The organism is Streptomyces sp. (genome assembly GCF_019510245.1).
Lineage (GTDB): Bacteria > Actinomycetota > Actinomycetes > Streptomycetales > Streptomycetaceae > Streptomyces.
Map to the genome: position 1 here is coordinate 19,140 of NZ_JAEKKT010000124.1, position 20,089 is coordinate 39,228.

At 72.3% G+C, this 20,089-nt stretch carries 17 protein-coding genes; 10 read left to right on the forward strand and 7 right to left on the reverse strand.

Features of this window, described 5'->3' with window-relative positions; translation table 11 throughout:
- Positions 1-104: 104 nt before the first annotated feature.
- On the reverse strand, positions 105-1,046 hold the full coding sequence (locus JF597_RS13065; RefSeq protein ID WP_293993390.1) for a hypothetical protein: 942 nt from the start codon (positions 1,044-1,046) through the stop codon (positions 105-107).
- Positions 1,047-1,428: 382 nt separating this feature from the next.
- On the opposite strand from JF597_RS13065, the gene JF597_RS13070 reads away from it, so the two are divergent.
- The 3 genes from JF597_RS13070 (at position 1,429) to JF597_RS13080 (ending at position 4,062) form a co-directional block, all read left to right on the forward strand.
- On the forward strand, positions 1,429-2,250 hold the full coding sequence (locus JF597_RS13070; RefSeq protein ID WP_293993392.1) for an ATP-binding protein: 822 nt from the start codon (positions 1,429-1,431) through the stop codon (positions 2,248-2,250).
- 1,246 nt (positions 2,251-3,496) lie between these two features.
- On the forward strand, positions 3,497-3,643 hold the full coding sequence (locus tag JF597_RS13075) for a LuxR C-terminal-related transcriptional regulator (protein ID WP_293993394.1): 147 nt from the start codon (positions 3,497-3,499) through the stop codon (positions 3,641-3,643).
- Between the two features lie 209 nt (positions 3,644-3,852).
- The gene (locus tag JF597_RS13080) at positions 3,853-4,062 is read left to right on the forward strand and encodes a hypothetical protein (protein WP_293993395.1); all 210 of its coding nucleotides are present in this window, start codon (positions 3,853-3,855) and stop codon (positions 4,060-4,062) included.
- 416 nt (positions 4,063-4,478) lie between these two features.
- Here the strand turns inward: JF597_RS13080 and JF597_RS13085 are convergent, their stop codons facing one another.
- Positions 4,479-5,201, reverse strand: a complete 723-nt coding sequence (locus tag JF597_RS13085; RefSeq protein WP_293993397.1) for a hypothetical protein — start codon at positions 5,199-5,201, stop codon at positions 4,479-4,481.
- A gap of 483 nt (positions 5,202-5,684) precedes the next feature.
- Between JF597_RS13085 and dhaK the strand changes: the two genes are divergently transcribed.
- The 4 genes from dhaK to JF597_RS13105 all read left to right on the forward strand — a co-directional run bounded on the left by dhaK (position 5,685) and on the right by JF597_RS13105 (position 12,611).
- Positions 5,685-6,677 carry a dihydroxyacetone kinase subunit DhaK gene (gene dhaK, locus JF597_RS13090; protein WP_293993399.1) on the forward strand — a complete coding sequence of 331 codons (993 nt, stop codon included), beginning with the start codon at positions 5,685-5,687 and terminating at the stop codon, positions 6,675-6,677.
- 60 nt (positions 6,678-6,737) lie between these two features.
- Positions 6,738-7,337, forward strand: a complete 600-nt coding sequence (gene dhaL / locus JF597_RS13095; protein WP_293993401.1) for a dihydroxyacetone kinase subunit DhaL — start codon at positions 6,738-6,740, stop codon at positions 7,335-7,337.
- On the forward strand, positions 7,330-7,740 hold the full coding sequence (locus tag JF597_RS13100; protein ID WP_293993402.1) for a PTS fructose transporter subunit IIA: 411 nt from the start codon (positions 7,330-7,332) through the stop codon (positions 7,738-7,740). The genes dhaL and JF597_RS13100 overlap by 8 nt, the downstream gene beginning before the upstream one ends.
- An 800-nt stretch (positions 7,741-8,540) precedes the next feature.
- Positions 8,541-12,611 (forward strand): discoidin domain-containing protein, encoded by a 4,071-nt coding sequence (locus JF597_RS13105; RefSeq protein ID WP_293993404.1) that lies wholly within the window; start codon positions 8,541-8,543, stop codon positions 12,609-12,611.
- On the opposite strand, the gene JF597_RS13110 is transcribed toward JF597_RS13105, so the two are convergent.
- Positions 12,608-13,243, reverse strand: coding sequence for a TetR/AcrR family transcriptional regulator (locus tag JF597_RS13110; RefSeq protein WP_293993406.1), 636 nt, complete (start codon positions 13,241-13,243; stop codon positions 12,608-12,610). The genes JF597_RS13105 and JF597_RS13110 overlap by 4 nt on opposite strands.
- A 162-nt stretch (positions 13,244-13,405) precedes the next feature.
- On the opposite strand from JF597_RS13110, the gene JF597_RS13115 reads away from it, so the two are divergent.
- Positions 13,406-14,167, forward strand: a complete 762-nt coding sequence (locus tag JF597_RS13115) for a glucose 1-dehydrogenase (RefSeq protein WP_293993408.1) — start codon at positions 13,406-13,408, stop codon at positions 14,165-14,167.
- A gap of 31 nt (positions 14,168-14,198) precedes the next feature.
- On the opposite strand, the gene JF597_RS13120 is transcribed toward JF597_RS13115, so the two are convergent.
- Positions 14,199-14,885 carry a glycoside hydrolase family 75 protein gene (locus JF597_RS13120; RefSeq protein WP_293993410.1) on the reverse strand — a complete coding sequence of 229 codons (687 nt, stop codon included), beginning with the start codon at positions 14,883-14,885 and terminating at the stop codon, positions 14,199-14,201.
- A 385-nt stretch (positions 14,886-15,270) separates the two neighbouring features.
- On the opposite strand from JF597_RS13120, the gene JF597_RS13125 reads away from it, so the two are divergent.
- Positions 15,271-16,233 (forward strand): fibronectin type III domain-containing protein, encoded by a 963-nt coding sequence (locus JF597_RS13125; RefSeq protein ID WP_293993412.1) that lies wholly within the window; start codon positions 15,271-15,273, stop codon positions 16,231-16,233.
- Positions 16,234-16,412: 179 nt separating this feature from the next.
- On the forward strand, positions 16,413-16,967 hold the full coding sequence (locus JF597_RS13130; protein ID WP_293993414.1) for a hypothetical protein: 555 nt from the start codon (positions 16,413-16,415) through the stop codon (positions 16,965-16,967).
- Here JF597_RS13130 and JF597_RS13135 read toward each other — a convergent pair.
- From JF597_RS13135 to JF597_RS13145, 3 genes are all read right to left on the reverse strand, one after another.
- The gene (locus JF597_RS13135; RefSeq protein WP_293993415.1) at positions 16,964-17,509 is read right to left on the reverse strand and encodes a PadR family transcriptional regulator; all 546 of its coding nucleotides are present in this window, start codon (positions 17,507-17,509) and stop codon (positions 16,964-16,966) included. The two genes, JF597_RS13130 and JF597_RS13135, sit on opposite strands and share 4 nt — an antisense overlap.
- Before the next feature lie 22 nt (positions 17,510-17,531).
- Positions 17,532-19,547: an NADPH-dependent 2,4-dienoyl-CoA reductase gene (locus JF597_RS13140; protein ID WP_293993417.1), complete on the reverse strand. Its 2,016-nt coding sequence runs from the start codon at positions 19,545-19,547 to the stop codon at positions 17,532-17,534.
- A gap of 122 nt (positions 19,548-19,669) precedes the next feature.
- Positions 19,670-20,044 (reverse strand): hypothetical protein, encoded by a 375-nt coding sequence (locus tag JF597_RS13145; RefSeq protein WP_293993419.1) that lies wholly within the window; start codon positions 20,042-20,044, stop codon positions 19,670-19,672.
- Positions 20,045-20,089: the final 45 nt, after the last annotated feature.

The window sequence follows — 20,089 nt, forward strand, 5'->3', positions numbered from 1 at the left end:
GGCCTGGTGGTGGGAGTGCAGCGGACGCAGCGCTCCGGTGAGCCTTCGGCCCTGTGCTCCAGGAGGCACGGTCACGGCGACCGGTCAGACGGTCGGGCGCTGGGTCACCCGGCCGAGCGCGCGCGGCAGCGCCGCCCGGGAGGAGACGCCGAGCCTGGTGACTTCGTGTGCCGCTGGACACGGCGGCTCGACTGCCGGCCGTCGAGCGCTCCGATCCGTCTCGCGGACGGGAGCGAGCGGGCGCGGGCCGCGGCCTGCGAAATGGTGTACGCGTTCCCACGGCACCCGGCACAGGAGCTCGCCCCACGCGGGGCCGGCGCCGCGGTCGGTTTCCCGTCGGCATCGCACACGGCAGGGTCGGCGGGGCTGTCCACCTTGCTGTCCAGCACACGATTCGTGTGGAACTCCACCGAGTCGAACGTCAGGATGCTGTCGCCCGACACGATCTTGCTCGGCAGTTCCTTCTCGGTGAGGGGACCGCCGGTGTAGAACGCCACGAGGCCGCCGACGCAGGGGCTGCGGTGACTCGAGTAGTGGCCCTTCGGCGGGGACACGGCCACGTCCCGGCGGCCGTCGACGCGCACTTCGACGTGTTTCATGGGCGCCATGGTGAAGTAGTAGTCGGGGGCCGAACTCTCCGAGCCGTCGGCAAGGGCTCCGGCCGCGGACCGGTAGGTGAGCCGCCAGAACTGGACCTGGACGGTGATCGGTTCACAGAGCGGACCGTTGAATCCGGCCGTGCTCCTCACGAACCCCACTTTGCCGGTCGGGTCTTCCTCCTGCTGCAGCCAGGCAGCGGCCTGCTTTCGGCTCCAGCCCTTGTCGGGATGGCAGCCGTGGGCGTTGACCGGGTAGGGCGGCGTGGGCGACGGGCTGGGAGTGGCCGACGGTGTGGGACGGACCGATGGCACGCCGGTGGAGGGACTGGCCGGCACATCGGCTCCGGCAGCGGTGCCGCGGTCGGTGCAACCGGTCGCGAGCACCGCGACCACCGCGCACGCGGCGATCCCCGGCCAGCGGGCCGCGGCCCTGCGGGACGTGTTCACCGGCGCCCAACTCCCCACCGCACGGCCTGCCGTGCCCTCATTCCCGTTCCTCCCGAAGCTTCATGGCACGCGTGTCCGGCGGGACGGCCCGGCGGACATGCGACATCGCCCGCGCCTGCTTCGGAAGTCCGTGCCGTCACCGGCCCTGGTGCGGCGTCGGGCGTCCTGCGGGCAGGGGCCCATGCCGCGCACGCGACGGCACGCGGGTGAAGCGGTGTGCCGAAGTCAGCATTCCAGCGGGGTGATCGCCCTGGACATCCGTGAAAGCACGTAACTTGGGCGGCTGTGGTGGCGCCCTTCCCCGGCAGGCACGGGACGCGGGCGCGAAGACGGAGTGACGGCCGGGCGGGACCAGGCCCGTCGGTGTCACTACGCTGCGGTCATGGCTGATGATCCGAAGTACGGCGGTCTGTCCGCGTCCGGCCGGGCGAGCGAGGAGATGTCCGCGTTCGTGGGCCGCACCGCCGAGACCGGCGAACTCCTGCAGGCCGTCGTCGAGTTGCGGGCCGGTTTCGGGCGGGCCGTCGCGGTGACCGGCGAGCCCGGCATCGGCAAGAGCACCCTCCTGGCTGCTGTGGCGGCCCTGGCCCGGGCCGACGGAATCCCGGTCGTGTCCGCGGCGGCGGTCGCCGGCACGACACCTCGTCCGGGCACGCCCGTGGTGGTCGTGGTCGACGATCTGCATGCCCTGCACGAGGAAGGGACAGCCCTGGCGGAGCAGGCCCTGCGGTCCGCCGCCACCATCCCGTCGCTCTGTCTCCTCGGCTACCGTCCCCGCCAGCTGCCCTCCGCGAGCGCCGAGTTGCTGACGCGCGCGGCGGCAGCAGGTCTCCTCACCACCGTGCACCTCGGTCCGCTCTCCCGGGAGGAGGCGGCGGAACTGCTCGGCGGTCGTCCGCACGCCGACACCCTCTACGACGATGCCCTGGGCAATCCGCTGTACCTCAAGGCGCTGAGCGCTCAAGGCAGCCCGGCACACGACCAGGCCGTGACAGCGATCCTGGGCGAACTGGCCGGGCTCGACGAAAACGCGCTCACCGTCGTACACGCGCGGCCGACGCCCGCGCGCTGCTGGACACGTTGCGGTCCACCATCACCGGCTCCGACGAGGCGGCCGCACTCGCCGATTCGAGCCGGCTGGAACGCCACCGCGGCCGGCACCTGGAGGCGGGGTCCATGGCCCGGGCCGGGCTGGCCGCCCTGACCGAACACGACGGCGCCGTCGCCGCCGCCCTGCATGTCGAACTCGCCGACCACGCCTACACGGTGCGCAACTACGAGTCGTCCCGCCGGCATGCCGAGACGGCCGCCGCGCTGGCCCGAGACCACCGCGACCAGGTCGGCGAGTCCCACGCCCTGGCCCAGGCGGCCCTCGCCTCCCTGTTCCTGGGCGACCAGCACGAGGCACGCCGGCAGGCGACGACCGCGGCCGATCTCGTGGACGCGGCCGGCGATTCCCTGCTGTCGACGAACCTGGACGCGCTGCTCCAACTGGGCATGACCGAAGGGATACTGGAACGACTCGATGACGCAGAACGCCATCTGAAGCGGGCCGCCGCGCTGTGCCTGCGCACCGGTCAGGTCTACGTCGAGCCCGACGTCCTCACGGTACTGTCCAACACCCAGCTGCGTTCCGGGCGGCTGCGCGCCGCACTGGCCACGCTCGACCGGGCCGACGCGGTCCTGGCGGGCGGCGGTGCCCCGGTGACGGAGGCGATCATCGCGATGGTCCGTGCCGAGACACTGTTCTGGCAAGGTGGAACGGACGGCCCGCACACCTGGCAGGCGTCGGCCGCCCGGGCACTGGAGATCGTGGACGGCTCGCAGGCCGCCTGGGCCGTCTCCGTGAGCTGCTTCCACGCCGAACTCGCCCTGCACGCGGGCACGTCGGACCCGGCACACGCCCGCTGGCTGCTGCTGGACGCGGCCGGGGGCGATGAACTCTCCCGGGTGGCGGGCTGGCGCAAGCCGCGCTGGTGCGACGCGCTGGCCAGAGCGGCCGCCGCCGCCTCCGACCCGGCCGGCACCGCGCACTGGGCGGAGCTGGCCGAGTCCTGTGCCGGGCAGCTGCCGTCGGCGGGCCGACGGGCCTTCGCGCATCGGGTGCACGGATGTGGGACCACGCCGTACGGGGCGACGTCGGCGGAGCGCTGCGCCGCGCGCGGGAGGCCGTCGAGGGATTCGCCTCCGGAGGGGAACGCATCGAGCTCTGCCGCACGCTGCTCGACGCGGCCGGAGTCGCCCTCGCCGCGGGACGCACGCAGGACGTGGCCGACTGGCTGGACCGGGCCGGGGCACTGGCCGACCGGTGCGGCTCGGCACGGCTCGCCGGCACGGTCGCGCGGCGGCGCCAGGAGCTCGCGGACCAGACCCGGTCGCCCGCGCCGCAGGGGCCCTGGGCCCTGCTGTCGGACCGGGAACGGGAGATCGCCCACCTGGTCAGCAAGGGCATGACCAACCACCGGGTGGCGGAGGCGCTGTTCCTCAGCGTGCGTACCGTGGAGACCCACCTGAGCCAGATCTACCGGAAGCTGGGCGTCGCGAACCGGGCGTCCCTCACCCATGTCCTCCTCACCCAGGGCGGACACACCCCCTGACGGCGCCCCGCCGTGGGCATGGGCGGGCGAAAGCCCGCAAGAGCCACGGCGAGGCCTGCCGCCGCACCCGTGGTGAACTGCGTGGTTTCACGGATGCCGAGCCACGGGCCGCGCGACGTACGGTGCGCATGAGGCCTGTGCGCCGCACGCGCCCGGCATACCTGCTCGGAGACCTCCGGCGGGCTCCACTCGACCTCACGGGGTGTCACATGCGTATACGTGCCCTATCGGTAGCCCTTCCCGGCGCCCTCGCTGTGTCCGCGCTCTGCCTTCCGGCAGCCGCCCAGGCGGCGGAGCGTCCGGGGACGGCGGCAGGGCCCGCCTCCTTCGCCGCCCGTTCTGTCCACCCCGACACCTCGCTGGGCAGCATGAAGTTCTCCAAGGCGGTCATCAACGGCGGCAAGGACATCGTGCTGTGAACCACCACCAAGCAGTCCGTCACCGTGACGTACACGGCGACCAGTTCGAGCGGGGTCGCCCTCACCGAAGCCTTCCTCTGGCAGGGCACGGACAGTTCGACCGCCGCCTCGACGGCCGCCGGGGACTACGTCGACGTCAAGTAGTCGACGACCGCAGGGCCGGCCCGGCAGGGTGTTCGCCGGTGCCCGGACCCTTGCCACGGTCCCGGCCGGTCACCCGGTCGGAGGAGCACCCACCGTCCAGGGGACGGCCGAGCCACGGCCCCGGCTCACGGGGACACGCAGGTGGGGAACAGCGGATTCCGTCGCGCACCCCGTCGGCGTCCCGGCGTGCACTGGGCAGCACCCTCTGCATCGCCCTGGGAGCGGGCACGGCCGGCCTCTCGGTCGTCGACGTCGCCGGCGCAGGGCCAGGGCTAGGCCGTAGAGACGTCGAAGGTCATGACGTCGATGCTGTTGATCGCCCGCCACTGGTCCGGGCTGAAGCCGTCCCAGTCCTTGGCTTTGCGATCCGCCGGGAACTTGGCGGCCTGGTCCCGGCCCACGAGGACGAGCATGTAGATCTGCCCGATTCCCTTGACGCCCGGATAGCCGACCGGCCGGTTGTCGTCTTCCCAGCAACCCGCCGAGGTGGGCGTCAAGGGCGTGGCCGGGTAGTACCGGTTGTTTCCGGAGTTACCGAATGAGTCCCTGGTCTCGGGGTCGGGACGTCTGACGAGGTAGAGGACCTGACCGGCGGGCACGTCAAGGCTGAGCTGCCCTTTCACGCTGACTTCCGGGTTGCTGTCCGGGGTCACGGTCGAATAGACCCTGGGCCTCAGTCGACTGGCGAAGAGGGTCTCGTTGTAGCGCTGGGCCGGCGGCTGATTCCAGGAGTCACCGAGTCGGTCGAGATCGCACGGATCATCGTCTTTCGCATCCGAACCGGTCACGACATCGGACGGTGTGTTGCTCGGCGACACCGGCGGGTCGCCTCCTTTCTGGCTCAGCACCACAGGGATGACGGTTGCCGCCACGCCCGCCAAGCCGCCGATAAGAGCGATCAGGATCTTGGTCCTTCCGCCACGGCCCTCCCTTCCGTCACCTGGCGAATCCGGCGCCGCAGTGTCATCAGTGGACCCCGTATCAGTGTCTGTCACTTACATCCCCCTCTAGGTCAGAAGTCCGTATTAACGGACTTCTGCAACCCCGGGTAGAGGCGTGCGGGCGCTGAGAGGGTGCGCGGCTTCCGCGCGACGCGCCCCTACGAGCCCGCCTGGACCGGTTCGTCTCCGCCGGTGCCAGTCCGTCGCCGTCGCCTGCGGACAGCAGGTGGTCAGTTCTCGACGGGCCGTTCGGGCCATCGCGTCGCCCGGCGTTCAAGCACCCTCCGCCGGCCCGCGAACGTGACCTTCGGGCTCGCAAGGTCGATACTGCCGTCAGGAGAACTACGCCGCTCGCGGTCACACCCTCTGCCCGAACCTGAAAAGTCGTCACCGAAGTCAGCATTGAGTCAGCACCAGCCTCGCCACAGCCCGCCTCCGACCGCTGCAGAGCGTCAAGACCGAGAACTGACGAAGCCTCCTCTGACCTGGAAAGAAGCAGGCCAGAGGCTAGACTGGTAATCTCGCTGGGAGTATCACATGAAGATGCTGATCAACGTCCCGGAGACCGTGGTGGCGGACGCGCTGCGCGGCATGGCGACGGCCCATCCCGAGCTCACCGTGGACGTGGAGAACCGGGTGATCGTCCGGCGGGACGCCCCGGTGGCGGGCCAGGTCGCGCTGATCTCGGGCGGCGGTTCCGGGCACGAGCCGCTGCACGGTGGTTTCGTGGGCCCCGGGATGCTGTCGGCCGCCTGTCCGGGCGAGGTGTTCACCTCCCCCGTGCCCGACCAGATGGCCCGGGCCGCCGCGGCCGTGGACAGCGGGGCCGGTGTGCTGTTCATCGTGAAGAACTACACCGGTGACGTGCTCAACTTCGACATGGCCGCCGAGCTCGCCGAGGACGAGGGCATCCAGGTGGCGAAGGTGCTGGTCAACGACGACGTGGCCGTCACCGACAGTCTCTACACCGCGGGCCGGCGCGGCACCGGCGCCACCCTGTTCGTCGAGAAGATCGCCGGGGCGGCCGCCGCCGAGGGGCAGCCGCTGGAGCGGGTGGAGGCCGTCGGGCGCCAGGTGAACGAGAACTCCCGCAGCTTCGGTGTCGCGCTGAGCGCCGTCACCACCCCGGCCAAGGGTACCCCGACCTTCGATCTGCCGCCCGGCGAGCTGGAGTTGGGCATCGGCATCCACGGCGAGCCGGGCCGGGAGCGGCGGGCCATGATGACGTCCGGCGAGATCGCCGACTTCGCCGTCAACGCCGTCCTGGAGGACATGCCGCCACGCAGTCCGGTCCTCGTCCTGGTCAACGGCATGGGCGCGACCCCGCTCCTCGAACTGTACGGATTCAACGCCGAGGTCCAGCGGGTGCTCGCCGAGCGCGGGGTGAGCGTGGCCCGCACACTGGTCGGCAACTACGTCACCTCCCTGGACATGGCCGGTGCCTCGGTCACGCTCTGCCAGGTCGACGAGGAACTGCTGCGGCTGTGGGACGCGCCGGTGAAGACACCGGCGCTGCGCTGGGGCATGTGAGGAGGGAGACGACACCGACCGGCACCGACCCGCGTCCGTACCGCTACGCAAGGAGATCCAGTGCTCGACGCCGACTTCTTCCGCCGCTGGATGGCGGCGACCGCCGCCTCCGTCGACCGTGAGGCGGAGCGGCTCACCGCCCTCGACTCCCCCATCGGGGACGCCGACCACGGCAGCAACCTCCAGCGTGGGTTCAAGGCGGTGATCGCCGCGCTGGAGAAGGAGGCGCCCGCCACCCCGGGTGCCGTCCTGACGCTGGCCGGACGCCAGCTGATCTCCACGGTCGGCGGAGCCTCCGGGCCGCTGTACGGCACGCTGCTGCGCAGTACCGGCAAGGCGCTCGGCGACACGGCCGAGGTCGATGAGGCCCAGCTCGCCGAGGCGCTGCGGGCCGGGGTGGACAAGGTCATGGCGCTCGGCGGGGCCGCGCCCGGGGACAAGACGATGATCGACGCCCTGGTGCCGGCGGTCGACGCGCTCGGCGACGGCTTCGGCGCGGCGCGGGCCGCCGCCGAGCAGGGCGCCGAGGCGACGATCCCGCTGCAGGCCCGCAAGGGCCGGGCGAGCTATCTCGGCGAGCGCAGCATCGGCCATCAGGACCCGGGGGCCACCTCGTCGGCGCTGCTCGTCGCGGGACTCGCGGAGGCGGCCGGTGAGTGACGGCAAGCTGGTCGGGATCGTACTGGTGTCGCACAGCGCGGAGGTCGCGGCGTCGGTCGCGGAGCTGGCCAAGGGGCTGTCGGGCGGTGCCACGGCGGTGCCGGTCGCCCCGGCGGGCGGCACCGAGGGCGGCGGGCTCGGCACCAGCGCCGAGCTGATCGCCGCCGCTGCCGCGTCCGTGGACCGGGGCGCGGGGGTCGCCGTCCTCACCGACCTGGGCAGCGCGGTGCTCACCGTGAAGGCGCTGCTCGCCGAGGGCGACGAACTCCCGGACGGCACCCGTCTGGTGGACGCCCCGTTCGTCGAGGGCGCGATCGCCGCGGTCGTCACGGCGGCCACCGGGGCCGACCTCGACGCCGTGGAAGCGGCGGCAGCCGAGGCGTACACCTACCGGAAGGTCTGAGAACCCCCTGGTCGCAGCGGTGTCCGGCGGGCCCCGGGGAAAGCCGGGCCGGGTCCGGGCATCGCGGGGCGACGGGCCCGATACACCCTCCTGCGATGCCGGCCGGAGCCGTCCTCTTCCGGCAAGCAGGAGAAGGAGCGCGCAGGAGGGGAAGACCGGCGAGCCCCGTGACGATCGCCACGGCGGTCGTCACGGCGGTCGTCACGGCGGTCGTCACCTACAGGCCGGGGCCGGGGAACCCGGGGGTGCGGGCCATCCACCGGCGTGCGGGAAGGAGCCGTGGCGGGTCGCCGGCCGCGGCCAGGTACCGCGTGCGCACCTCCAGCGGGTCCGTCGCGGAGCCCACCGCACGGCATGCGGATGGCACGACGTGCCGGTTCGACCGGCGGCCGCACTCCTTCACGTCTGTAACCGCCATCGCCGAGACCCCCGCCGGGGCCGTACGCAGTCCGTCGCCTCGGTTCGCGGTACGCGTTTCGCGCACTGCCGCGCCGTCACGCCGGTGACCACCGTCCCATCGGGCGATCCGGCGACGTCCCCACTCCGCCTTCGGGCCCGCAGCACACCGGGCGCGACCGAGACACGCCTGCGCGCCGCCGCCCGGTGTGCACTTCGCGTACATGAATTCCGAACCACACCCACCACCCGCGGACCTGCCGCACAGCTGTCGATCCACGCATCAGGTCTTGACAGGAAGCCCCCGGCGACACAGCCTTTGGCAACGTTGTCATTGTGCTCGAAGCGGGGTGCCCGGAGCCGATTCGGCACGCTCCGCCGATCCCTGATGGGACGTCAGAATCATGACAGATCAGCCGGTTCCGTCGCGCAATCCGTCGCGGCGTTCCATAGTCGCCACGGGCTCCACCCTGCTGGCCGGGTTCGGACTCGGCTCGGTGCTCCCGGTGCCGGCCGCGGCCGCCACCCCCACCGGGACCCCGGCCAAGGCCGCCACGCCCCGTGAACTCGCCCTCTACCGGCCCGTCTCGGTCTCCTCGACCGCCTACGCCGCCACCCCGGGGTCCTTCGCCGTCGACAGCCTCACCGCGCCCGGCGTGCGGGGCAGCGGCTGGCGGGCCGGGGACGGCGACCCGCAGTGGATCGCCGTGGACCTGCAGGCGGCCTGCGAGGTCACCCGGATCCGCCTGACCTTCGAAGCCGACACCGCCGACCCGGTGTTCACGCCTCCGGCCACCGGGAATCCGGCCGACGGCACCACCGGCAAGGAGATCCTGTCGAGCTACGCGCTCGACTTCGTGGTCGAGACGTCCCTCGACGAGAAGTCCTGGACGAGCGTCCACCGCACGACCGCCGGCACCGGCGGCGTGGTGGACGTCCAGCTGCCCCGCCCGGCGTCGGCGCGCTGGGTGCGGATGACGTGCCGCAAGCGTTCCAGTCCCCTGCCGCTGGGCCTCAACGGCTTCGAGGTGTACGGCATCCCTGAGGGCCACCGGCCCCCGGCGACGGGCTGGACCGACTGGGGCGTCCGGCACGGCGCGGCGCCCGGGCTGACCGTGGCCGACGACGGCACCGTGCCGGTGGAGTCCGGCTGGCGTCTCACCCTCGACGACTGGGCGGGCGCGGACGGTTCGGGTCTGTCGAAGGCCGGTGCCGACACCAGCGGTTGGCTGCCCGCCGCCGTCCCCGGCACGGTCCTCGGTTCCCTCGTGGACCAAGGCATGCTGCCCGACCCGGTGTCCGGCCTGAACAACCTGCGCATCCCCGAGGCGCTGTCCCGGCACTCCTGGTGGTACAAGCGGGACTTCGAGCTGCCGCGGGGTCTGCGTACCGGGGCCGGCCGCCGCATCTGGCTGGAGTTCGACGGCGTCAACCACAAGGCCGAGATCTGGCTGAACGGCGAGCATGTCGGCGACCTGACCTATCCGTTCGCCCGCTCCTCCCACGACGTGACCCGGCTGCTCGCCGCCGACGGCGCGAACGCGCTGGCCGTGCGGATCACCCCGATGCCCGTGCCCGGCAGCCCCGGCGACAAGGGCCCCCTGGGCGAGTCGTGGGTGGACGCGGGCGCCGGGCAGATGAACCTCAACTCGCCCACCTATCTGGCCGCTTCGGGCTGGGACTGGATGCCTGCGGTCCGCGACCGGGCGGCGGGCATCTGGAACCACGTCCGGCTCAGATCCACCGGGCAGGTCGTCATCGGCGACCCGCGCGTGGACACGGTCCTGCCGAACCTGCCGGACGTCTCCGTCGCCGAACTGACCGTCGTCGTACCCGTCCGCAACGCGGATTCCACGGACCGTACGGCGACGGTGACCGCGGCGTTCGGCGACGTCCGGGTCTCCAAGGCGGTCGCGGTGCCGGCCGGCGGCGCCGTCGACGTCGTCTTCGCGCCCGACGCCTTCCGGCAGTTGCGGCTGCGCGAGCCCCGGCTGTGGTGGCCGAACGGTCTGGGCGAGCCGGAGCTGCACGACCTCACGCTCACCGCGTCGGTCGACGGCACCGAGAGCGACCGGCGCACCACCCGCTTCGGCATCCGCCAGTTCGGCTACGAGTACCAGGTGCCGCTGCCGTTCACCGCGTCCGGTGACGCGTACACCCAGTCCGTCACCTTCGACCGGCAGCAGGCACGGCACGTCCGCATCAACTGCCGTACCCGGGCCACCTCCTGGGGCAGTTCGCTGTGGACCCTGGCGGTACGGGACAGCGCCCGGCAGGCCACCGACCTCGCCCTGCACGCGCCCGCCGACGCCTCCAGCACGGACGGCGACGACCACGGCCCGGCCAACGTGACGGACGGCGATCCGGACACCCGGTGGTCCTCCGCGTACGAGGACGACCAGTGGGTCAGCGTCGACCTGGGCTCGGTGCAGTCCTTCGACCGGGTCGACCTCACCTGGGAGCGGGCGTACGCGAGGACGTTCGTGGTGCAGGTCTCCGCCGACGGCACCGAGTGGACCGATGTGCGGGCGGTGGACAACTCGGCCGTGCCGCTGCCCTTCAACGACGGCAACGCGAGCCTCCAGGTCGAGGACTTCGACCGGCAGACCGCCCGCTACGTCCGTATCGACTGCGGCCTGCGCAACACCAGTTGGGGCAACTCGCTGTGGTCCCTCGCCGTCGTCGACAGCACCGACCCCGGCACCGACCTCGCCCTGCACCGGACGGCGACGGCCTCCACCGAGGAGTCCGACCACCCCGCCTCGAACGCCACCGACGGCGATGCGGGCACCCGCTGGTCCTCGCAGTACGAGGACCACCAGTGGATCCAGGTGGACCTGGGCTCCGCACGGGCCTTCGACCGGGTGGCGATCGTCTGGGAGACGGCCTACCCGAAGACGTACGTCGTCCGGGTGTCCTCCGACGGCGAGCGGTGGACCGACGTCAAGTCCGTGTCGAACGCCCCCGATCCGCTGAAGATCACCGTCAACGGTGTGCGGGTGCTGGCCCGCGGCGGCAACTGGGGCTGGGACGAGCTGCTGCGCCGCATGGGGCCGGAGCGGATGGACGCGGCGGTGCGCATGCACCGCGACATGAACTTCACCATGATCCGCAACTGGGTCGGCAGCAGCGACCGGGAGGAGTTCTTCGCCGCCTGCGACCGGCACGGCATCCTCGTCTGGAACGACTTCCCGAACGCCTGGGGCATGGACCCGCCGGACCACGACGCCTTCAACGCGATCGCCCGGGACACCGTGCTGCGTTACCGCATCCATCCCTGTGTGGCCGTCTGGTGCGGGGCGAACGAGGGCAACCCGCCGGCCGCGATCGACAAGGGCATGCGCGAGGCGGTCGAGCAGCAGGCCCCCGGGCTGCTGTACCAGAACAACTCGGCGGGCGGCATCGTCACGGGCGGCGGCCCCTACGGCTGGGTGGAGCCGGAGAAGTACTTCGACCCCGCCACCTACGGCAGCAAGGACTTCGGCTTCCACACCGAGATCGGCATGCCGGTCGTCTCCACGGCGGCGAGCCTGCGCAACCTGACGGGCGACGAGCCGGAGTGGCCCATCGGCGGCGCCTGGTACTACCACGACTGGAGCGAGCACGGGAACCAGGCGCCGCAGAACTACAAGGCGGCCATCGAGACCCGTCTGGGCGCTGCCACCGGCCTGGACGACTTCGCCCGCAAGGCGCAGTTCGTCAACTTCGAGAACACCCGCGCCATGTTCGAGGCCTGGAACGCCAACCTCTGGGACAACGCCAGCGGTCTGATGCTGTGGATGTCCCACCCGGCCTGGCACAGCACCGTCTGGCAGACCTACGACTACGACTTCGACGTCAACGGCGCCTACTACGGCGCCCGTTCCGCCTGCGAGCCGCTGCACGTCCAGGCCGATCCGGTGAAGTGGCGGGTCCTCGCGGTCAACCACACCCGCGCGGAGCTCCGGGGCGCCACCGTCACCGCCCGGCTGTACGACCTGACCGGGCGGCAGTTCGGCAGCGGCCGGACGGCGAAGGTGGACGTGGCACGGTCCGCCACCGCCGAGGCGTTCACCGCCGGCTGGGCCGACGACCTGCCGGACCTGCACCTGCTCCGGCTGACCCTGGCGGACACGGCCGGCAGGGAGCTGTCCCGCAACACGTACTGGCGCCACCGCGACCCCGCCGCCCTCCAGGCGCTCGGCGAAATCCCACGGGTGAACGTGTCCGTCTCGGCCGGGCGGGTGTCCCGTTCCGGGGACCGTCACTCCCTGACGGCCACCGTCCGCAACCGCGGGTCGGCCGTCGCCGCCATGGTCCGGCTGTCCCTGGTGGACGAGGCCGACGGCCGGCGCGTACTGCCGACGCTCTACAGCCACAACTATCTGTGGCTGCTGCCCGGCGAGTCCCGGACCGTCGGCGTGTCCTGGCCGGCGCGGGCCCTCTCCGCGGGCCGTCCGGCGCTGCGGGCGCAGGCGTACAACAGCCGTCCCTAGGCGAGCCCCTCCGCCGCCACCGCGAGGGCCGAGCGCATGGTCGCCGTGAGCTCGGCCTCCGCCGTGACGGGGTCCACGGTCTCGTCGGCGACGCGCCAGGCGTAGTGCTCGACGGCCGCGCGCAGGGCCGCGTTGAGCATGGCCGCCTGGATGGTGGGCCGCAGGCCGTCGGCGGCCAGCCCGCAACGATCGGCGAGGGCGCGGGCGAACGCCGGTTCGGCCTCGTCGTAGGACTGCAGCCACTCCGCGCGCAGTCCAGGTTCGACACGGGTCAGCCGGACCAGGGCGGCCATGGTGGCGCGGTCCGAGCTGCGCACCAGCCGGCTGTCGGTCGGTACCGCGTGCTCGAAGGCCTCCTCCAGCGGCTGGCCGGGGCGCCAGGCGCGCAGGCAGTCGGCGACGGCTTCGATGCCGGCCGCGAACAGCGGGCGCACGCAGGCCTCCTTGCTCGGGAAGTAGCGCCACACCGTGCGCGCCGAGACGCCGACCGCCTGCCCGATCTGCTCGCCGGTGGTCGCGGCCACCCCCTGGGCGACGAACAGGTCCACCGCGGCGCGGGCGATCTCCAGTCTGATCTCGGCCTTGCGCTCCTCGGTCAGGGGCGGCCGTCCCGTGCGTCCCCCTGCGGTCATCTGTCCCTCCCGTGCCGGTGGCTGCTGCACCGGGATTGTCCCCGAGGCAGCGGTGTGACGGAAAATTCAGGCCCCGACTTTATGTCACTCTACGACATTAAGTCGTATGGTGTGACCGCACCGGGCGCCGAGCGCCCTCGAACCACCTGATGGGAGCACCACATGGCCAGCGGACTCGAAGGGCGCGGCGTCATCGTCACCGGCGCGGGATCGGGAATCGGGCGCGCCGCCGCCCTGGCCTTCGCCAGGGAGGGGGCACGGGTCCTGGTCGCCGACCTGAACGCCGAGGCCGCGGGCACGGCCGTGGCGGAGATCGAGAAGGCGGGCGGTACGGCCGTGGCCGTCACCGGTGACCTCGGCGAGCAGTCCGTGGTGGACGAGGTGGTGGCGACCGCCGTGGAGCGGTTCGGCGGAGTGGACGTCCTGGTGAACAACGCCGGGATCATGGACCGGATGTCGGCGCTGGCGGATGTCAGCGACGCGGAGTGGGAGCGGGTGATACGGGTCAACCTCACCGCGCCGTTCCTGCTCACCCGGGCGGTGCTGCCGCACATGCTGGCGGCGGGCCGGGGCGCCATCGTCAACACCGCCTCCGAGGCCGGCCTGCGCGGCAGCGCGGCGGGCGCCGCCTACACGGCCTCGAAGCACGGTGTCGTCGGCCTGACCAAGAACCTGGCGGTGATGTACCGCAACCAGGGCATCCGGGCCAACGCGATCGCACCCGGCGGCACCAGGACCGGCATCCAGATCGACCTGGAGGACGGCGCGCACGGGCCGGCCGCGCTCGGCCCGTACTTCGGCAACGTCGGCCAGGTCTCCGAGCCCGAGGAGCAGGCGGCGGCGATCGTGTTCCTGGCCTCGGACGCGGCGAGCAACATCAACGGCGCGATCCTGCCGGTGGACAACGGCTGGGCGGCCGTCTGACCCGCACCGCCGGGGGCGGCCGGCCTGCCGGTCAGTCGTCCTCGGCGAACTGTTCCGCCAGCCGCTCCCCCTCCGCCTCCGCCGCCGCGCGGTCCTCGATGGGCCGGACCCCGGAGTCCTTGAAGACGATGTAGGTGACGCCGGACGGCACCCCGCCGACCCGCGGGTCGGGGTTCACGCCGAGCGCCTTCGCGGTGGCGTAGGAGGCCTCGCCGATGATGTCGCGGGGTCCGGTGTCGCCGACGACCGCGTACTGCACCCGGTCCTTGTAGATCACCGCGGCGATCGCGCCGCCCCGGATGCCGGCCGCCCAGTGGTTCCAGCGGCCGCTGGGACCGGGCACGACGACGTAGGGCAGCTTCTCGGCGTTGAGCTGACGGCCGTTGGACTGCTGGTAGGCGGTGGTGGCGGTGAACGCCGGGTCGGCCCTGCGGTTGCAGTGGGAGGTTCGCTGGCCGTCGCAGTCGATGTCGAGGTCGGCCTTCCAGAAGACGGCCTGCCGGGTGCCGCACACGGGGACGGTGGCGGCGGTGTCGGCATCGGAGCGGTAGCGGCCTCTGGAGACCTGCGTGCACTCCCGCACCCGGGCCAGCAGTTCGGTGGCGGTGATCCGGTGCCGGTCACCGGGGGCCGCGTACGAGGCGGCCGGGGTGGGCAGAGTGGCCGGGGCGAGCAGGGCGGCGCCGGCCGCGGCCAGCGTCAGCGACTGGACACGCACGATGAGGGACCCTTTTCGTGGGGGACATGGAATCACCCGGAACAAGATGGTGCGGGTCCGGCGGCCGGGCCAGCACGTGAGGGCCGTACAGGGCCGTTCGGCGCAACGAAACTGACACTTCGTGAGCGGTGGCCGAGGGCCGGGGCGCTGAGCCGGTGCCGGCCCAGTCCGCCCCGGCCGCCCGTGCCGGCGCGGGATCAGCGACGACAGCGTTCCGCGCCACAGGCGCGAACTCCCCTGTTCTCCTGGGAAGTTCGACCACAGGACCCTCAGCATACGTAACACTCCCCCGGCGACTGCAATACGGCCCTCTTGATGTCCGCATCGCAGCCAGCCATATTGGTCCGGACCATTGCCGTGCTGCCGGTCCCGGGGAGGCGGAACCGTGCGCCGAGTTTCCGTCGTGGTCTGCGCCCTGCTGTTCGTGTCGTCCTGCGGCCGGGGCGGGGCCGCCGCCGGCGACAGCGCCCGGCTGCCGGGGGCGCCGACGGGGGTGACCGCGGCCGCCGGGAGCGCCACCAGCGTGCACGTCATGTGGAACGAGCTGCCGGAGGGTTCCGGGATCCGCACCTATGAGGTGTATCGCGGCACCACGAAGGTCGAGGAAGTGCCCGGCTCCCAGCACATGGTGGACGTCACCAGGCTCACGCCGTCCACGGCGTACGTGTTCACCGTCCGAGCCCGGGGCGGTGACGGCAGCCTCGGGCCGCGCAGCCGTGCGGTGCGGGCGACCACCCCCGCGATGGTCGCCGCCGACCGCTCGGCGCCGGCCCGGCCCGCGCGACCGGTGGGCCGGGCCGTGGGCAGCCGTGCCGTGCAGCTGTCCTGGGGCGCCTCGACGGACGACCGGGCCGTGGTGTCGTACGACATCTGGCAGGGCGGCGCCAAGATCCACAGTGTCGGCGGCAACCAGACCGCGGCCGTGGTCATGGGGCTGCGGCCGGGCACCCGCTATGTCTTCACCGTCCGGGCCCGGGACGCGGCCGACAACCTCTCGCCCCCGAGTGCGGCGGTGCGCCTCACCACACCGGGCAGCGGCGACGGCCAGGACACCGCGCCGACCGCGTTCACGGCGCGGACCCACGAGGAGAGCGGGGCCTACTACCTCGATCTGGCCTGGGACCCGCCGCAGGTGGACGGTGTGGTCACGGAGTACCAGATCCGCCTCGACGGCGGTACGGCCACCTCCCTGGTCTGGGGCGGCACCCCGCCGAAGGGACGGTCGGCCTACAGCTTCTATGTGGGCCGGGGCCGTGGGGTCCGGCACCAAGTGCGGCTCCGGGCCCGGCTGCCCGACGGCACCTGGGGCGGCTGGTCGGCGGAGCGGACCGTGACGACAGGGGCCTGACGGGAGCCGGACACCCACACCGGCCGGGGCCGTACGGAGGAAGAAGTCACCTGGCCGGTCGCCCTCCGGGTGCGGGACCCGCCGGGGCCCCTTTCGCTGAACCTGAGGCAGCACGGAAGCTTCCCCACCCTCGGCGGCGCACGGGACGTTCCGCCAACCGTGCCGCCGGAGGGCAGACCATGCGCACTACACGACTCCTCCTCCGCTCCGGCCTGACCCTGGCGGCCGCCGCCGCTTTCCCGACCTGGCTCGCCGGCCCGTCCGCCGCGCTCTCGGGCATCTCGGTGAGCACCATCGGCACCACGGTCTCGGTGGTCACCAGCGCCTGCACCCAGTCCAACGGCAGCTGGGGCAACGCCTCGCTGCTCAACAGCGGTCAGACCGCGTTCGCCCAGGGGCGGCAGGTGGCCCTGGCGGGCACCACGGTGAGCCAGTCCGCCGCCTGGTCGGGGGTGTCGCCCGGCACCTACACGGTGGTCGTCGTCTGCTCCAACGGCGGTACGGCGGGCACCCAGTCGGTGATCGTCTCCTCGGCCCCCGCCGCGCCGACGACCTCCTCCACCACCAGGTCGGCCGCGCCCGCCGCCCCAGCCCGGGGCGTGATGGGCGGTCTGGGCGGCGCCGCCCGCGACTACGGCCCGCTCACCCTGGGCATCGGCGCCGCCCTGGTCGGCTCGGGCGTCATCGCCACCGGCTGGTACCTGCGCAAGCGCTCGAAGCCCTACCGGCTCTAGGACGGGCCGGGGAGCTCACCCAACTCCTCCAGGGCGTGGCCGAGCCACCGCGTCCAGAAGGTCTCCAGGTCGATGCCGGCCCGCAGCACCAGGTGCCGCAGCCGGTCCTCGGGGGCGTCCTTGCCCGGTGGGAAGTCGCGGCGCTGGATCTCCTCGTACTCGGCCAACTGCAGCCGGTGCAGCTCCAGATGGCGGCGCAGGTCGGCTTCGAGGCCGGCGGTGCCGACGACCGCGGCCGCGCGCAGCCGCAGCAGGAGCACGTCCCGCTGCGGCTTGGGGTCCTGGGAGGCGGCGGTCCAGCGGGCCAGTTCGGCGCGGCCCGCGGCCAGGACCTCGTAGCTCTTCTTCTGCCCGCGGGCCGGCTGCTCGGTGGGCAGGGTGCAGATGTAGCCCTCGGCCTCCAGTCTTCCGAGCTCGCGATAGATCTGCTGGTGCGTGGCCGACCAGAAGTACCCGATCGACCTGTCGAACCTGCGGGTCAGCTCAAGCCCCGACGACGGCCTTTCGAGCAGGGCGGTGAGGATCGCGTGCGGGAGTGACATGGGCTCATCCTAGGGACGGGCGCTACAGGGCGGCCGCCAGCTCGGTGCCCTGCTTGATCGCCCGCTTGGCGTCCAGTTCGGCGGCGACGTCGGCACCGCCGATGAGGTGCGCGCTGCAGCCGGCGGCGACCAGTTCCTCGTACAGGCCCCGGCGCGGTTCCTGCCCGGTGCACAGCACGACGGTGTCGACCTCCAGGACCGTGCTCTCGCCGTCGACGGTGACGTGCAGTCCGGCGTCGTCGATCAGGTCGTACCGCACGCCCGGGACCATGGTGACGCCCCGGTGCTTGAGTTCGGTGCGGTGGATCCAGCCGGTGGTCTTGCCGAGGCCCGCGCCGACCTTGCTCGCCTTGCGCTGGAGCAGGTGCACCGTCCGCGGCGGCGCCGGGCGCTCGGGCGCGGCCAGACCCCCGGGGCCCTGGTACTCCATGTCGACGCCCCACTGCCTGAAGTACGTCTCCGGGTCCTCGCCGGCCTTGTCGCCGCCGTCGGTGAGGTACTCGGCCACGTCGAAGCCGATGCCGCCCGCGCCGAGGATCGCGACGCGGTCGCCGACGGGGGCGTCGTCGCGCAGCACGTCGAGGTAGCCGAGGACGCGGGGGTGGTCGACGCCGGGGATGTCGGGGGTGCGCGGGGTGACGCCGGTGGCGACCACGACCTCGTCGTAGCCGGTGACGTCCTCGGGCTCGACGGTGGTGTTCAGGCGGACGTCGACGCCGTGCGCGCCGAGCTGGTGGCGGAAGTAGCGCAGGGTCTCGTCGAACTCCTGTTTGCCGGGGACCTTGCGGGCCACGTTCAGCTGGCCGCCGATCTCGGCCCCCGCGTCGAACAGGGTGACCTGGTGGCCGCGTTCGGCGGCGGACACCGCGCAGGCGAGGCCGGCCGGTCCGGCGCCGACCACCGCGACCCGCTTCTTCAGCCGGGTCGGGGCGAGGACCAGCTCGGTCTCGTGGCAGGCGCGCGGGTTGACCAGGCAGGAGGTGATCTTCCCGCTGAAGGTGTGGTCGAGGCAGGCCTGGTTGCAGCCGATGCAGGTGTTGATGGCCTCGGGCGTACCGGCCGCGGCCTTGGCGACGAAGTCGGGGTCGGCGAGCATCGGGCGGGCCATGGAGACCATGTCGGCGAAGCCCTCGGCGAGCAGCTCCTCCGCGAGTTCGGGGGTGTTGATGCGGTTGGTGGTGACCAGTGGGACGGACACGGCGCCCATCAGCTTCTTGGTGACCCAGGTGTAGGCGCCGCGCGGGACCGAGGTGGCGATGGTGGGGATGCGGGCCTCGTGCCAGCCGATGCCGGTGTTGATGATGGTCGCCCCGGCGGCCTCGACGGCCCGGGCGAGAGTGATCACCTCGTCGAGTGAGGAGCCGCCGGGGACCAGGTCCAGCATGGACAGCCGGTAGACGATGATGAAGTCGTCGCCGACGGCCTCGCGGACCCGGCGGACGATCTCGACGGGGAACCGCATCCGGTTCTCGTACGAGCCGCCCCAGCGGTCGGTGCGGCGATTGGTCTGCGTGGCGATGAACTCGTTGATCAGGTAGCCCTCGGAGCCCATGATCTCGACGCCGTCGTAACCGGCCTGCCGGGCGAGGCGGGCGGCGCGGGCGTAGTCGTCGACGGTGCGGTCGACGTCGGCGTCGGTCAGCTCGCGGGGCGGGAAGGGGCTGATCGGGGCCTGGAGGGGGCTCGGGGCGACCAGGTCGCGGTGGTAGGCGTACCTGCCGAAGTGCAGGATCTGCATCGCGATCCGGCCGCCCTCGCGGTGCACCGCCTCGGTGACGGCCCGGTGCTGCGCGGCCTCCTCCTCGGTGGTGAGCTTGGCGCCGCCCTCGTACGGCCGGCCCTCGTCGTTGGGCGCGATGCCGCCGGTGACGATGAGGCCCACTCCGCCGCGGGCCCGGGCCGCGTAGAACTCCGCCATCCGCTCGAAGCCGCGCTCGGCCTCCTCCAGGCCCACGTGCATGGAGCCCATGAGCACGCGGTTGGGGAGTGTGGTGAAGCCCAGGTCGAGGGGTTTCAGCAGGTTCGGGTAACGGCTCATGGGGGCCTCCGTGCGCGGTGTCGTCACCGTAGTTGTAGAGGACCGCGCACGGTTTATGCAACTAGTTGCACAACGGCGGAGGGGGTGTCATGCGACACAGCACCGGCTCTTCGACCAGTGCGCTACGCCCCCCGGCTCTCCAGCTGCACATGCAGCTCCCTCTCCTGGTCCCCCGACGCGGACGACAGGTTCCGCACGGTGAACAGGGAGTCGAGGGTCGTGTGGAGCCGGCTGATCGCCCAGTACCCGCCCTGTGCGTCGGCCTCGACCGGGGCCGAGAGCCGGGGCGGCGGGGTGCACTCGTGGGTGTCGGTGACCTCGAACGTGCCGAGCCATACCATCGGGCGGGTCTCGTGGAGCTGTTGCGGCACGTCCTCGGCGGCCCGGTCGGACTCGAAGCACTGGCACAGCGCGTCGAACACGATCCGGGCGTCTTCCTTGCTGCATCCGCTGATCTCCAGCGAGACGGGTTCCTCGTGCGGTCGCTCACGGACCATCGTGATCGCTCCTCTCATGGCAATGGCGCGGTAACACGGGTTCCC

Bases quoted from the DNA above. Each gene is read 5' to 3' on its own strand.
- JF597_RS13070 (WP_293993392.1), top strand. From the start codon at position 1,429: ATGGCTGATGATCCGAAGTACGGCGGTCTGTCCGCGTCCGGCCGGGCG.
- JF597_RS13075 (WP_293993394.1), top strand. From the start codon at position 3,497: ATGACCAACCACCGGGTGGCGGAGGCGCTGTTCCTCAGCGTGCGTACC.
- JF597_RS13080 (WP_293993395.1), top strand. From the start codon at position 3,853: ATGCGTATACGTGCCCTATCGGTAGCCCTTCCCGGCGCCCTCGCTGTG.
- dhaK (WP_293993399.1), top strand. From the start codon at position 5,685: ATGAAGATGCTGATCAACGTCCCGGAGACCGTGGTGGCGGACGCGCTG.
- JF597_RS13105 (WP_293993404.1), top strand. From the start codon at position 8,541: ATGACAGATCAGCCGGTTCCGTCGCGCAATCCGTCGCGGCGTTCCATA.
- JF597_RS13110 (WP_293993406.1), bottom strand. From the start codon at position 13,243: ATGACCGCAGGGGGACGCACGGGACGGCCGCCCCTGACCGAGGAGCGC.
- JF597_RS13115 (WP_293993408.1), top strand. From the start codon at position 13,406: ATGGCCAGCGGACTCGAAGGGCGCGGCGTCATCGTCACCGGCGCGGGA.
- JF597_RS13130 (WP_293993414.1), top strand. From the start codon at position 16,413: ATGCGCACTACACGACTCCTCCTCCGCTCCGGCCTGACCCTGGCGGCC.
- JF597_RS13135 (WP_293993415.1), bottom strand. From the start codon at position 17,509: ATGTCACTCCCGCACGCGATCCTCACCGCCCTGCTCGAAAGGCCGTCG.
- JF597_RS13140 (WP_293993417.1), bottom strand. From the start codon at position 19,547: ATGAGCCGTTACCCGAACCTGCTGAAACCCCTCGACCTGGGCTTCACC.
- JF597_RS13145 (WP_293993419.1), bottom strand. From the start codon at position 20,044: ATGGTCCGTGAGCGACCGCACGAGGAACCCGTCTCGCTGGAGATCAGC.